This window comes from Serratia sp. CY56464, assembly GCF_052168435.1.
GTDB lineage: Bacteria > Pseudomonadota > Gammaproteobacteria > Enterobacterales > Enterobacteriaceae > Serratia > Serratia marcescens.
On record NZ_JBJNMV010000001.1, the window covers coordinates 909589 to 922319 of the forward strand.

Below are 12731 nucleotides of genomic sequence, written 5' to 3' on the forward strand. Positions count from 1 at the left end.
CCTATTGTTTGCCGGAGATACAAAGAAACCTATAGCTTTCGGGTCACGGCCAGGCGGCAAGCACAGGAACCCTCAAGAGCTTACCGAAGTAAGTGGCTGGGGTGAGCGTGTGCAGCCAACAACGCGGTGACTCGAAAGATGACGGGTAAAAAAAGGGCGACAAAAATGTCGCCCTCATTATCAGCTTAACATCATGCCATTACTTGGAGATGTGAGCGATCAGATCCAGAACCTTGTTGGAATAGCCGGTTTCGTTGTCGTACCAGGAAACCAGTTTCACGAAGTTGTCGTTCAGTGCGATACCGGCTTTGGCATCGAACACGGAAGTCAGCACTTCGCCGTTGAAATCGGTGGAAACCACGTCGTCTTCAACATAGCCCAGAACGCCTTTCATAGAGCCTTCAGCGGCGTCTTTGATGGCTTTCTTGATTTCTTCGTAGGTAGCCGGTTTTTCCAGACGCACGGTCAGGTCAACAACGGACACGTTAGGCGTCGGTACGCGGAACGCCATGCCGGTCAGTTTGCCTTTCAGCTCTGGCAGAACCACGCCAACCGCTTTCGCTGCGCCGGTAGAAGAAGGGATGATGTTCTGGGATGCGCCGCGGCCGCCGCGCCAGTCTTTGTGAGACGGGCCATCAACGGTTTTCTGAGTCGCGGTGGTGGCGTGAACGGTGGTCATCAGGCCTTCAACGATACCGAAGTTGTCGTTGATGACTTTAGCCAGTGGCGCCAGGCAGTTGGTGGTGCAAGAGGCGTTGGACACGATGTCCTGGCCGGCATATTTGTCAAAGTTGGCGCCGCGAACGAACATTGGGGTCGCATCTTTGGATGGGCCAGTCAGAACCACTTTTTTAGCGCCGGCGGTGATGTGTTTACGTGCGGTTTCGTCGGTCAGGAAGATACCGGTCGCTTCAGCAACCACATCAACGCCCACTTCGTTCCACTTCAGGTTAGCCGGGTCTTTCTCTGCGGTAACACGGATGGTTTTGCCGTTAACAACCAGGTGGCCGTCTTTAACTTCTACCGTACCGTTGAAACGGCCGTGAGTAGAGTCATACTTCAGCATGTAAGCCATGTACTCTGCGTCCAACAGGTCGTTGATTGCAACGATCTCGATGTCAGAACGCTCTTGAGCAGCACGGAAAACAATGCGACCGATACGGCCAAAACCGTTGATACCTACTTTGATAGTCATATATTCCACCAGCTATTTGTTAGTGAATAAAAGGTTGGTTGTAAAATTACAAAAACCTTACCCAGCGTCAAGCGGAATCGTGTCAATACTTGCGGCAAGTCAAACCGGAGGGGTGGTTTTGCACGCTTATTGCACAGTCCATTTGCGCTCGGCCTCATCCGTTATATGGGGACAAGCCGCCAAGTATAAAGTCAGCATACGCAAGATGTGTGATCGTTATCACATATCATCGTGACGTGGCCTTTATGGGCTACAGTTTAGGCCAAAAACCCCTGCAGCGGTGTTAATTTTTTGTTATTATTAATCATTGTTTTCGTTGACATTATCCACATTCAGAGATAAGCACAAATGGCTAAAGAGACAACCCCCGGTCATCCGGTCACGGAACTGAATGAAATCCAACGTTATGTGACGCAACAGCGTGGCACCGAAGCGCCGTTCAGCGGCAAATTGCTGCACAACAAGCGCGAGGGCGTGTACCATTGCCTGTGCTGTAACCAGCCGCTGTTCTATTCCGAAACCAAATACGATTCAGGCTGCGGCTGGCCGAGCTTTTATGAGCCGGTTTCCGCCGATGCAATCCGTTATCTTGATGATAATTCACATAATATGCATCGTGTTGAAATCCGCTGCGGCCACTGCGACGCGCACCTGGGGCACGTTTTCCCCGATGGCCCGCAGCCGACTGGCGACCGCTACTGCGTCAACTCCGCCTCGCTGAGTTTCACCGATGGCGAAAATGGCGACCAAACGGCCGGTTAAGTGGTAATTCAACCAACAAAATCGATTCAGCTAATTATTCATCCGTAAGCGAGAAAGGCTCTGATGGACGTGAAAGATCTGATTGCGGCGATGACGCCCGAGATATACCAGCGCCTGGTACAGGCGGTTGAGCTGGGCAAATGGCCGGACGGCGTGGCGCTGACGCCGGAGCAGAAAGAAAATAGCCTGCAGGCGGTGATGCTGTGGCAGTCGATGAACAACGTCGATCCGCAGCACATGAGCATTGGCACCGACGGGCAGATCGTGATGAAGAGCAAGCAAGAGCTGAAACAGCAGTTCGTTGCCGAGCCGCTGGTCAAACTCAAACCGCAGTAAAGCTCCTCCCCTAAAGCGGGGCGATGTCGCCATCGCCCCGTCGATTTACCGTTTCTCGCCCTTTATGTTCAGCGATTCCGCCAACTGCTGCGCCAGCCGGTTGTTATCGTCCGCGCCGTATTCCCAGAACATCGCACCGCCCAATCCCTGGCTTTTGATGTACTCGGCCTTGATGGCCACCGAACGCGGGTTCTCGTAGGAGATAGCGAACAGCGGTTTGCCTTCGGCGGATTGCAGCGTCAGGTATGGCACTTTGGCATCGTCATCCCAGTGCTCGCGGAAACGCCGCTGCGGATCGTTGAGCAATTTGTTGACGATATCGTGGTATTTAAAATAAGTGTCTTTGCTGAGATCCAGCCCCAGTGCGTTGAACAGAGCGGTTTCTCGCGCACTGAAATAAGGCTGCGTCACCGGATGTTTGGCGGCGTCCGGCTTGTCCCAGTCGATGCCCGGCTCGGTCGCTCGTTTCGGCACCCGGCCGTAGAAACCGATACCCAGGTTCATCTGCGCCGGTTTTAATCCTGCGGCAAGATAATGTTTTACCACGGAATCGGCGCTGTAGCGGTCGGCGGCCGCCACGGTTGGCCAACGCGTTGAATCGTACAGGTTGGCATTGAAGTACTGCGTGCCGTAAGCCATATCGTAGGTCATCAGATTGATGTAGTTGAGGTAAGGGGCAATACTTTTCACATCGACCCATTCCTGCGGGCTTTTGACGTTGGCCCCGACGGCGATGGTTAACAGCTTGCCTTTACCCAGCGCCTGATGAAGCTCTCTCAGCAGCAGGGTGAAGTTGTCGCGGTCTGCCGGTTGGCTTTCCACCAAACCCCAGGCGCCGTTTACCGGGTATTCCCAGTCCAGATCGATCCCATCCAGCCGGTACTGTGCGATCGCCTGCAGCGCGGAGCGAATGAATATCGCGCGGTTTTCCGCGGTGGCGGCGGCGCCGGAGAAACCGCGTGCACCCCAGCCGCCGACCGACAACAGCACTTTCAGCTCGGGGTTCTGTTTGCGCAGCACCGGCAGCCGTTGCAAATCGGCCGTGACTTTCGGCGACAGGTAGATCTGGTGGCGGCGAGCGGGGTCTTTCAGCGCCGCATTGGTTTCGTCTTTCTCGTCGTTGTAAATCAGGCCGAACGAATAGTTGAGGTGGGTGATTTGCGTCACGTCCAGCTTGTCGATGTCGCCACCGGGGCCGGCGGTGATGTCGCCGCCGCCGTTGAAGTAGCCGACGGAGAGATAGGCCGCCTGGGCCGTGCTTGCGCCGGCCATAGCCAATTGCACCGCCGCCAGCAAAGGCAGCAGTTTTCGGGTTATTTTCATGTCAGTCTCCTTGTGGTCGGCAAGGCCGACCGTACCGCCAGGGGCGGGCACAATAAAGCCGGGCTCAGCGGGCCCCGGATGCGTATAACCGATTGACGCCAAAAGCGTCGCAGTCATAACAGCAAAAGCGCCTGCCGGTCACAAGCCGTTGGGGAAGAAGAAAGGCGGTATTGTGAGCAGCGTCGATAATTTCGCCGCCGCGCAGAGAGGGCGCCGGTGGCGCCCGAGCGGATTTAGTTGGCGAGAAACTGTGACAGGGTAACTAGCTGCGCGCCGGCGCGCGCCATGTCCTGCATCGCTCGCTCACTGTCGTCCGGTTGCAGATTCACGCCGCGGCAGCCGTCGACGATCACCTGCGTCGGGTAGCCGGCAGCCAGTGCATCCAGCACGCTGAACTTCACGCAGTAGTCGGTCGCCAGGCCCATGATCGCCAGCCGCTGGACGCCCTGCGATTGCAGCCAGCCGTGGAGTTCGGTTTGCGCACGGTGGCCGTTATCGAAGAACGCGCTGTAGCTGTCGATGTTCGTATCTTGCCCTTTGCGAAAGACGGCATTGATGTGTTGCCGCTGTAACTGGGGATGAAAATCGGCGCCGTGGCTCCCTTGCACGCAGTGCACCGGCCACCACACCTGCGGCAGGCCTTCCAGCTCACCGAGGGTGCCGACCTGCGCATCGGAGTTCACCGCAAAGCTGCGGTGATTGGCGGGATGCCAGTCCTGGCTGGCCACCACCGGCTCGCCCCGCGCCAGGCAGGCGGCGATCGCCTGATTGGCGACCGGGATGACGGCGTCACCCTCCGTGACCGCCAGCGCGCCGCCGGGGCAGAAGTCGTTTTGCAGATCGATCAACAACAGGGCCGTTTTCATCGCCGCTCCAGAGTTCAGTAGGTTAACCGTTGATGCTCAGCTCGCCGCGCAGATCTTGCTGCATCAGGGCGCGGATTTGTTCCGGCGTCAGCGGCTGGCTCAACAGATAGTGCAGCTTGGTCAGGGCGGCTTCCACCGTCATGTCGAAACCGCTGATCACCCCGGCGTGCGCCAGCGCGTTGCCGGTGGCGTAGCCTTCCATATTGACGCGCCCGGAGATGCACTGCGTCAGGTTGACCACCACGATGCCGCGTTCAGAGGCCGCACGCAACTCGTCGATCAGTTCGGCCTTTTGCGGCGCGTTGCCGACGCCGTAGGAGCGCAGGATCAGCGCCTTGACCGGCTGCAGCAGGAAATTGCGCACCACCGCGCCGGAAATGCCCGGATAGATGGTGACCACGCCGATCGGCTGCGGCGTGATGTCATGCACCTGCAACGCGCCATTGCAGGCCGGGCTGTCGATGCCTTGCTGGCGGCGAATGTGGATGCCGGCTTCCAGCAGCGGCGGCAAATTCGGGGAGGCGAAGGCGTCGAAGCCGTCGGCGTGCGCTTTGGTGGTGCGGTTGCCGCGGAACAGCTTGTTGTTGAAGAACAGGCTGACTTCGTTCACCGGATGGTTGGCCGCCAGATACAGCGCGTTGAGCAGGTTGGTTTGGCCATCGGAGCGCAGCTCCGCCAGCGGAATCTGCGAGCCGGTAACGATCACCGGTTTGGCCAGGTTTTCCAGCATGAAGGAAAGCGCAGAGGCGGTGAACGCCATGGTGTCGGTGCCATGCAGGATCACGAAGCCGTCGTAGCGATCGTAGTTCTGCTTGATGTCGTCGGCAATGTGCTGCCAGTCTTCCGGCGTCATGTCTGAAGAGTCAATCAATGGCGCGTATTCATGAATGGTGAAATCCGGCATCTCCGGCCGATGGAATTCGGGCATCAGCGCCAGCTGGCGCTGTAGGTGGCCGGAAACCGGGATGTAGCCATGATCTGAGCGCTGCATGCCGATGGTGCCGCCGGTGTAGGCGACGTAAATGGATTTCTTTTGCATGGTTATGATTTTAACAAAGATAAGATGGGCTGAATTATAGGGACATGGCGGCAGAAAAAAAGCCCGGCGGTGGCCGGGCTGCAGAATTATTTGTTAGCGGACATCTCCGCAGGTGAGACAGATCGCATAACGGTTTTGCGGATCGTTGAGGTTATTGAACAAGCCCGGTTGTTCTTTCACCGCGTTGGCGACCGAGGCCAGCGGGGCGGGCAGCATGGCCTGAATCGCGGCCGGCAGCATGGCGTGAATGGAAACGCCGAACTGGCTGAGCACCATATCGCTCAGGCTTGGGGTATCGACGAACCAGTCGAGCTGCCACTGCTGCAGCTTTGCCAGCTCGGCGGCTTTCTTCACCGCGTCGTCGAAATCGCCCAGTTGATCGACCAGGCCGTTGGCCTTGGCGTCGCTGCCGAGCCACACGTGGCCCTGCGCGATTTGGTCAACCTGCTGCGGGGTCATCTTGCGTGATTTGGCGACCAGATCGAGGAAGTTCTTATACCCGTTTTCGATGTTCAGTTGCATCATCTGCGAGAACTCCTGCGGCAGCGCCTTGGTGACCGCGATATCGGCCAGCGGCGAGGTCGCCACGCCGTCGGTGTGCACACCCAGCGTATCCAGGGTTTTCTCGTAGGTATTGATGATGCCGAAAATGCCGATCGAACCGGTCAGGGTGCTCGGGCTGGCGATGATATAGTCGGCCGGCGTCGAGACCCAGTAGCCGCCCGACGCGGCCATGCCGCCCATCGACACCACCACCGGTTTGCCGGCGGCGCGCACGGCGGCCAGCTCGGAGCGGATCACTTCGGACGCGCTGACGCTGCCGCCTGGGCTGTTGACACGGAACACCACGGCCTTGACGGCCGGATCCAGACGCGCCTGGCGCAGCTCGGCGGCGGTGGTGTCACCCCCGACGTTGCCCGGCGTCTGCGGGCCGTCCATGATGGCGCCGTTGGCGAACACCACGGCGATCTTGCCGCCCTGGTTGGCGTCCGGCTTCGGCTGATAGTCATAGATGCTGATGGCGTTGAAATCGTTCACCTGTTTGTCCCAGCCGAAGGTCTTGACCAGCTGATTTTCGATCGCGGTGCGCGACGCCAGTTCATCCACCAGCTTATTGTCCAGCGCATAGCGGGCGGTGTCGCCACCGGCCGCCTGCAGGCCGCTCAGCACGCCGGCGGCGCCCGGGAACAGCTGCTGCGGCGTCAGTTGGCGGTTGGCGGCCACGGTCTCCAGGTAGTTCTGCCACAGGCCGCCGATCCAACGGCTGTCCGCTTCGCGCGCCGCCGGGGACATATCGTCGCGGATCAGCGGTTCGACCGCCGATTTATAGGTGCCGACGCGGAAGATATTGGTGGTGACCTTGAGCATGTCCAGCAACGACTTGTAGTACAGGTTGTTGGTGGCGAAACCGTGCAGATCGACCGCGCCCTGCGGTGACAGGAAGACCTTGTTGGCGTAGCTGGCCAGGTAGTATTGCGTTTGGTTGTAGCTGTCACCGATGGCGAAGATCGGTTTGCCGCTGTCGCGGAACTCGCGCAGCGCTTTGCCGATATAGCGCAGCGACGGCTGATCGGCGCCGACGAAATCATTCAGCTGCAACACCATGCCGGTAATGTTTTTGTCGTCTTTGGCCTTGCGGATGCTGTCGACTACGTCGAACAGCGAGTTCTCCTGCAGGCGGCTGCTGGAGGCGCCCAACAGTTCACGGCCCCATTGCCGCACCCGGTTGTTTACCGAAGGCTGATCGACCACCACGCCGCTTAAATCGACCAGCAGCGCGCCGCGCGCCGGGGCCGTCGAGGTGGAGGAACTTTGGAAGGACAGATAGATGCCAACCCCAACCAGGATCAGCAGGACCAGGAACAGGTTAAGGATCAGTTCCCTGATAAAATTCAGCAGACGCCATGTCCACCGGAAAATGCCGGCAATAATTTGCCACAATGTGCGCATGTGCTCTCCAACAAGAGTCGAGAATGTTCCGCTATCCTAATGAGCGGCCGGGTAAATGTCAGCTTTAAATCGTGGCACACAGACGCTATCGCCAAGGCTGTAACTCGTCGTTTAGCTATGTTAACGTGGCCGGAATGAAAATTGTTATCAGGAGTTTACGATGGATGCTCTGGATCTTTTATTGAATCGCCGCTCGGCTTCGCGCCTGGCGGAACCGGCGCCGGCGGGGGAAGTGCGCCAAAATATCATCAACGCGGGACTGCGTGCGCCCGATCACGGCGCGCTGCAGCCATGGCGTTTCGTGATGATCGAAAATCAGGGCCTGGAGCGTTTCAGCCAGCTGCTGCAGGCGGCGGCGAAGCAGGATCAACTGGACGAAGCGGCGATTGAAAAAGCCACCAAGGCGCCGTTCCGCGCGCCGCTGATCATCACCGTCATCGCGCATTGCACTGAAGAAACCAAGGTGCCGCGCTGGGAGCAGGTGGTTTCCGCCGGTTGCGCCGTGCAGGCGATGCAGATGGCGGCGTTGGCGCAGGGTTTTAACGGCATCTGGCGCACCGGCGCCTGGACCGAGCATGCGCTGGTGCGCGAAGCCTTCGGCTGCCGCGAGCAGGATGAGATCGTCGGTTTCCTCTACCTGGGCACGCCGCAGTTGAAGGCCGCCACCAAAGTGACGCCGCCAGACAGCACGCCTTTCGTCAGCTATTTCTAAGTTTTTTCCAACGGGGCGCGGCGAAAATGCGCCAAACCCCGCAAAATTGCATGGTTTCTGAGCAGGCCGCTCGCTTATCCGCGGCGCGCTCTTATCAATCCCCTCGGCAAGCGCTACCCTATGTTATCTTGAGTGCCGTTACCGAAGGGAGTGGACTATGACATCGCCAGCGATCCGTTTAACCCAGTACAGCCATGGCGCTGGCTGCGGCTGCAAAATCTCACCGAAAGTTCTCGAAACCATCTTGCACAGCGAGCGGGAAAAATTTGTCGACCCGCGTCTGTTGGTCGGCAATGAAACCCGCGACGACGCGGCGGTGTATGACATCGGCAACGGCGTCGGCATCATCAGCACTACCGACTTCTTCATGCCGATCGTCGACGATCCGTTCGATTTCGGCCGCATCGCTGCCGCTAACGCCATCAGCGACGTCTACGCCATGGGCGGTAAACCGATCATGGCGATCGCCATTCTCGGCTGGCCAATCGCCAAACTGCCGCCTGAGGTGGCGCAGCAGGTGATCGACGGCGGGCGTTTCGCCTGCCAACAGGCAGGGATCGCGCTGGCCGGCGGCCATTCCATCGACGCGCCGGAACCTATCTTCGGCCTGGCGGTCACCGGCGTGGTCAATACCGAGCGAGTGAAAAAAAACAGCGCCGCACAGGCCGGCGCGCAACTCTATCTGACCAAGCCGCTGGGTATTGGCGTGCTGACGACAGCCGAGAAGCAAAGCAAGCTGCGCCCTGAGCATCAAGGGCTGGCGACGGACGTGATGTGCCGCCTTAACAAGCCGGGCGCCGACTTTGCCGAGGTGGCGGGCGTCACGGCGATGACCGATATCACCGGCTTTGGCTTGCTGGGTCACTTGAGCGAGGTATGCCAGGGTTCCGGTCTGCAGGCGACGGTCTGGTTCGATCGGGTGCCGAAGCTGCCGCACGTCGAGGCGTATATCGCTGAGGGCTGCGTGCCGGGCGGCACCGGGCGCAACTTCGACAGCTATGGCCATCTGGTGGGCGAGATGAGCGATTTGCAGCGCCAACTGCTGTGCGATCCGCAAACCTCCGGTGGTTTGCTGTTGGCGGTATTGCCGGAGGCGCAGGCGCAGGTGCTGGCGATTGCCGAGCAGCACGGCATCACGCTCAATCCTATCGGTGAGCTGCATGCCGCACAGGCAGGTAAACCGCTGATCGAGGTTGTGTAGTGTCCAAGATGCAAGGCAGGCCGGACAGCGCCGATTATCAACGCATTTTTCTGCAGGACGTGCCGCTGATTGACGTGCGCGCGCCGATCGAGTTTCAGCAAGGCGCCTTCGCTCAGGCGGTGAACCTGCCACTGATGGTCGACAGCGAGCGGCAGGCGGTGGGCACCTGCTATAAGCAGCATGGTCAGCAAGCGGCGATCGCGCTCGGCCACAGCTTGGTGAACGGCAAACTGCGCGAACAGCGCACCGCCGCCTGGCTGGCGGCCTGTGCGCAGCGACCCGAAGGCTATATTTACTGCTTCCGTGGCGGGTTGCGCTCGCAGCTGGTGCAGCAATGGCTGCATGAGGCCGGCGTCGAGTACCCGCGTATCACTGGCGGTTATAAGGCGCTGCGCAATTATCTGCTGGGCGTGTTGGCGCAAAGCGCGGCATTGCCGATGGCCCTGGTGGGCGGCAATACCGGCAGCGGCAAGACGTTGCTGGTCAACGAACTTGCCGACGGCGTCGATCTGGAAGGCGCGGCGCGCCATCGCGGTTCATCTTTTGGCCGAACGCTGGCGGGGCAAAGCTCACAGATCGATTTTGAGAATCGTCTGGCTGTGTTATTGCTGAAAAAACAGCATGGTGGCAGCCGCCGTTGGGTGCTGGAAGACGAAGGGCGGATCATCGGCAGCAACAATCTGCCGTTGCCGTTGTTCAACGGCATGCAGCAGGCGCCGGTGGCGGTGATCGACGATCCGTTCGATATTCGTCTGGCGCGCCTGCAGGCCGAATATATCGACGGGATGCGCGAACAGTTCGAACAGGCCTATGGCATGGAAGAGGGCTGGCGACAGTATGACGACTATCTGCACCACGGCCTGTTCGCCATACGCCGCCGCCTGGGGCTGGAACGCTTCCAGCAACTGACGCAGCGGCTGGAAGCGGCGCTGCGGGCTCAGCGACTCAGCGGCCAGGGCGAGGCGCACCGTGAGTGGTTGGCGCCCCTGTTGCAGCAGTACTACGATCCGATGTATTGCTATCAGTTGGAAAAGAAAGCCCAGCGGATTGTCTTCCGCGGGAACTATGCAGAAGTAAGAGAATTCTTGATGACGTTCAGCCAGAAAAACGGTGATTAATGCGACTGTTCATAGCCGAGAAACCGAGTTTGGCGCGCGCCATTGCCGACATCTTGCCCAAGCCGCATCGCCGCGGCGACGGGTATATCGCCTGCGGCAACAACGACGTGGTGACCTGGTGCGTCGGCCACCTGTTGGAACAGGCTCAGCCTGACGCTTATGACAGCCGCTATGCGCGCTGGTCGTTGGCGGATCTGCCGATCATCCCCGAAAAATGGCGGTTGCAGCCGCGGCCGTCGGTCAGCAAACAGCTCAACGCCATCAAAAAGTTGCTGCTTGAAGCCGATGAAGTGGTTCACGCCGGCGACCCGGATCGCGAAGGGCAACTGCTGGTGGATGAGGTGCTGGACTACCTGGATTTGACGGCGGAAAAGCGCCAGAAGGTACGCCGCTGTCTGATCAACGATCTCAACCCGCAGGCGGTGGAGCGCGCGGTTGAACGCCTGCGCGACAACCGTGATTTCATTCCGTTGTGCGTGTCTGCGCTGGCGCGTTCGCGCGCCGACTGGCTGTACGGCATCAATATGACCCGTGCCTACACGCTGCTGGGCCGCAACGCCGGTTACGACGGCGTGCTGTCGGTAGGCAGGGTGCAGACGCCGGTGCTCGGATTGGTGGTACGGCGTGATGAAGAGATCGAAAACTTTGTGCCAAAAGACTTCTTTGAGGTCAAGGCGCACATCGTCACGCCGAAAGAAGAACGCTTCGTGGCGCTGTGGCAGCCCAGTGAGTCCTGTGAGCCTTATCAGGACGAAGAGGGGCGTTTGCTGCACCGGCCGTTGGCGGAGCATGTGGTCAAGCGCATCGAAGGCCAGCCGGCGCTGGTCACGTCTTATAACGATAAACGGGAATCCGATACTGCGCCGCTGCCGTTTTCGCTCTCCACGCTGCAAATCGAAGCGGCCCGGCGTTATAACCTCAGCGCGCAACAGGTGCTGGACGTTTGCCAGCGGCTGTACGAAACCCACAAGTTGATTACCTATCCGCGTTCCGACTGTCGCTACCTGCCGGAAGAGCATTTCGCCGGCCGCCACGCGGTGCTGAACGCCATCAGCGTGCACCAGCCTGAGCTGTATCCGCAGCCGGTGATCGACAGCGATCGCCGCAACCGTTGCTGGGACGATAAAAAGGTCGATGCGCACCACGCCATCATTCCCACCGCCCGCGCCGGCAAGATTAATCTGACTCAGGATGAACGGAACGTGTATGGGCTGGTGGCGCGCCAGTATCTGATGCAGTTCTGTCCGGATGCGGTATTCCGCAAATGCGTGATCGAGCTGGATATCGCCGGCGGCAAATTTATCGCCAAGGCGCGATTCCTGGCGGAAGCCGGCTGGCGTACGCTGCTGGGCAGTAAGGAGCGCGACGAGGAAAACGAAGGTGCTCCGCTGCCGGTGGTGGCTAAAGATGATGAGTTGTTGTGCGAGCGCGGTGAAGTGGTGGAGCGCCAGACGCAGCCGCCGCGGCCGTTTACTGACGCCAGCCTGTTGTCGGCCATGACCGGCATCGCGCGGTTCGTACAAGATAAAGCGCTAAAGAAAATCCTGCGGGCGACCGATGGTTTAGGAACGGAAGCGACGCGAGCGGGGATCATCGAATTGCTGTTCAAGCGGGCGTTTCTGTACAAGAAGGGACGCTATATTCACTCCAGCGAAACCGGGCGCGCGCTGATTCACTCGCTGCCGGATCTTGCTGCGCGTCCTGATATGACGGCCAACTGGGAAGCTACGCTGACGCAAATCAGCGAGAAATCCTGCCGCTATCAGGACTTTATGCAGCCGTTGGTCGGCACGCTGCAAGAGCTGATTTATCAGGCCAAGCAGAGCCGGGCGAGCATGGCGTTTCGTGGATTGCCGCCGCCGCCCTCCAGCGGGGGCAAAAAACGCAGGAAAAGCGCCGGCAAGGCGCAGGAGAAGAGTGAATGAAGCGTGGGCTCACTGGGGTATTGGCTGCCGCTGCCCTGATGTTTTCCGGCTTGGCCGCCGCCAATCGCGGCGATGTGGACGTGGTGTTGCCGGTTTCGCCGGAGATTTGGGGCACGGCAAAAAGCGGCGTCAACCCGCCGCCGGCGCAGCCCTGCAACCGCTGTTGCGTCTACCAGAATCAGAACTATTCCGAAGGTGCGGTGCTTAAAGTGGAAGGGGAAGTGCTACAGTGCGTGCGTGAGCCTAACACCATCGGCACCAACCCCTTGATTTGGGTGCGATTGAAGAAGTGACGATGTAACCT

The 12731-nt window shown here is 59.4% G+C and carries 12 protein-coding genes; 7 read left to right on the top strand and 5 right to left on the bottom strand.

Features of this window, described 5'->3' with window-relative positions:
• Positions 1 to 199: 199 nt before the first annotated feature.
• Complete coding sequence (gapA, locus tag ACJ8KE_RS04540; protein WP_016927474.1) at positions 200 to 1195, bottom strand: glyceraldehyde-3-phosphate dehydrogenase; 996 nt, start codon at positions 1193 to 1195, stop codon at positions 200 to 202.
• Positions 1196 to 1543: 348 nt separating this feature from the next.
• Between gapA and msrB the strand changes: the two genes are divergently transcribed.
• Together msrB and ACJ8KE_RS04550 are read left to right on the top strand one after the other, a co-directional pair.
• Positions 1544 to 1957 carry a peptide-methionine (R)-S-oxide reductase MsrB gene (gene msrB, locus ACJ8KE_RS04545; protein ID WP_004932219.1) on the top strand — a complete coding sequence of 138 codons (414 nt, stop codon included), beginning with the start codon at positions 1544 to 1546 and terminating at the stop codon, positions 1955 to 1957.
• A 63-nt stretch (positions 1958 to 2020) separates the two neighbouring features.
• Positions 2021 to 2293, top strand: coding sequence for a YeaC family protein (locus ACJ8KE_RS04550; protein ID WP_004932218.1), 273 nt, complete (start codon positions 2021 to 2023; stop codon positions 2291 to 2293).
• 45 nt (positions 2294 to 2338) lie between these two features.
• Here ACJ8KE_RS04550 and ACJ8KE_RS04555 read toward each other — a convergent pair whose 3' ends face one another.
• The 4 genes from ACJ8KE_RS04555 to sppA all read right to left on the bottom strand — a co-directional run bounded on the left by ACJ8KE_RS04555 (position 2339) and on the right by sppA (position 7471).
• The gene (locus tag ACJ8KE_RS04555; RefSeq protein ID WP_016927475.1) at positions 2339 to 3616 is read right to left on the bottom strand and encodes a glycoside hydrolase family 18 protein; all 1278 of its coding nucleotides are present in this window, start codon (positions 3614 to 3616) and stop codon (positions 2339 to 2341) included.
• Positions 3617 to 3849: 233 nt separating this feature from the next.
• Positions 3850 to 4482, bottom strand: a complete 633-nt coding sequence (pncA, locus tag ACJ8KE_RS04560) for a bifunctional nicotinamidase/pyrazinamidase (protein WP_261419323.1) — start codon at positions 4480 to 4482, stop codon at positions 3850 to 3852.
• A 22-nt stretch (positions 4483 to 4504) separates the two neighbouring features.
• Positions 4505 to 5521, bottom strand: a complete 1017-nt coding sequence (gene ansA / locus ACJ8KE_RS04565; RefSeq protein ID WP_016927477.1) for an asparaginase — start codon at positions 5519 to 5521, stop codon at positions 4505 to 4507.
• A gap of 93 nt (positions 5522 to 5614) precedes the next feature.
• On the bottom strand, positions 5615 to 7471 hold the full coding sequence (gene sppA / locus ACJ8KE_RS04570) for a signal peptide peptidase SppA (protein WP_048794924.1): 1857 nt from the start codon (positions 7469 to 7471) through the stop codon (positions 5615 to 5617).
• 160 nt (positions 7472 to 7631) lie between these two features.
• On the opposite strand from sppA, the gene ACJ8KE_RS04575 reads away from it, so the two are divergent.
• The 5 genes from ACJ8KE_RS04575 (at position 7632) to ACJ8KE_RS04595 (ending at position 12720) form a co-directional block, all read left to right on the top strand.
• Positions 7632 to 8183 (top strand): NAD(P)H nitroreductase, encoded by a 552-nt coding sequence (locus tag ACJ8KE_RS04575; RefSeq protein ID WP_004932204.1) that lies wholly within the window; start codon positions 7632 to 7634, stop codon positions 8181 to 8183.
• A gap of 157 nt (positions 8184 to 8340) precedes the next feature.
• Complete coding sequence (gene selD / locus ACJ8KE_RS04580; RefSeq protein WP_016927479.1) at positions 8341 to 9384, top strand: selenide, water dikinase SelD; 1044 nt, start codon at positions 8341 to 8343, stop codon at positions 9382 to 9384.
• Between the two features lie 8 nt (positions 9385 to 9392).
• Positions 9393 to 10502 (top strand): tRNA 2-selenouridine(34) synthase MnmH, encoded by a 1110-nt coding sequence (mnmH, locus tag ACJ8KE_RS04585; protein ID WP_048794888.1) that lies wholly within the window; start codon positions 9393 to 9395, stop codon positions 10500 to 10502.
• A complete protein-coding gene (locus ACJ8KE_RS04590; RefSeq protein WP_261419322.1) occupies positions 10502 to 12427 on the top strand; it encodes a DNA topoisomerase III in 1926 nt (641 codons plus the stop codon). The genes mnmH and ACJ8KE_RS04590 overlap by 1 nt, the downstream gene beginning before the upstream one ends.
• Positions 12424 to 12720: a YnjH family protein gene (locus tag ACJ8KE_RS04595; RefSeq protein ID WP_028127469.1), complete on the top strand. Its 297-nt coding sequence runs from the start codon at positions 12424 to 12426 to the stop codon at positions 12718 to 12720. Before ACJ8KE_RS04590 ends, ACJ8KE_RS04595 begins: the two co-directional genes overlap by 4 nt.
• Positions 12721 to 12731: the final 11 nt, after the last annotated feature.

What these genes read in the sequence shown, in the direction of transcription:
- gapA (WP_016927474.1), bottom strand. Translation starts at nt 1,195, where the DNA reads ATGACTATCAAAGTAGGTATCAACGGTTTTGGCCGTATCGGTCGCATT.
- msrB (WP_004932219.1), top strand. Translation starts at nt 1,544, where the DNA reads ATGGCTAAAGAGACAACCCCCGGTCATCCGGTCACGGAACTGAATGAA.
- ACJ8KE_RS04550 (WP_004932218.1), top strand. Translation starts at nt 2,021, where the DNA reads ATGGACGTGAAAGATCTGATTGCGGCGATGACGCCCGAGATATACCAG.
- ACJ8KE_RS04555 (WP_016927475.1), bottom strand. Translation starts at nt 3,616, where the DNA reads ATGAAAATAACCCGAAAACTGCTGCCTTTGCTGGCGGCGGTGCAATTG.
- pncA (WP_261419323.1), bottom strand. Translation starts at nt 4,482, where the DNA reads ATGAAAACGGCCCTGTTGTTGATCGATCTGCAAAACGACTTCTGCCCC.
- ansA (WP_016927477.1), bottom strand. Translation starts at nt 5,521, where the DNA reads ATGCAAAAGAAATCCATTTACGTCGCCTACACCGGCGGCACCATCGGC.
- sppA (WP_048794924.1), bottom strand. Translation starts at nt 7,471, where the DNA reads ATGCGCACATTGTGGCAAATTATTGCCGGCATTTTCCGGTGGACATGG.
- ACJ8KE_RS04575 (WP_004932204.1), top strand. Translation starts at nt 7,632, where the DNA reads ATGGATGCTCTGGATCTTTTATTGAATCGCCGCTCGGCTTCGCGCCTG.
- selD (WP_016927479.1), top strand. Translation starts at nt 8,341, where the DNA reads ATGACATCGCCAGCGATCCGTTTAACCCAGTACAGCCATGGCGCTGGC.
- mnmH (WP_048794888.1), top strand. Translation starts at nt 9,393, where the DNA reads ATGCAAGGCAGGCCGGACAGCGCCGATTATCAACGCATTTTTCTGCAG.
- ACJ8KE_RS04590 (WP_261419322.1), top strand. Translation starts at nt 10,502, where the DNA reads ATGCGACTGTTCATAGCCGAGAAACCGAGTTTGGCGCGCGCCATTGCC.
- ACJ8KE_RS04595 (WP_028127469.1), top strand. Translation starts at nt 12,424, where the DNA reads ATGAAGCGTGGGCTCACTGGGGTATTGGCTGCCGCTGCCCTGATGTTT.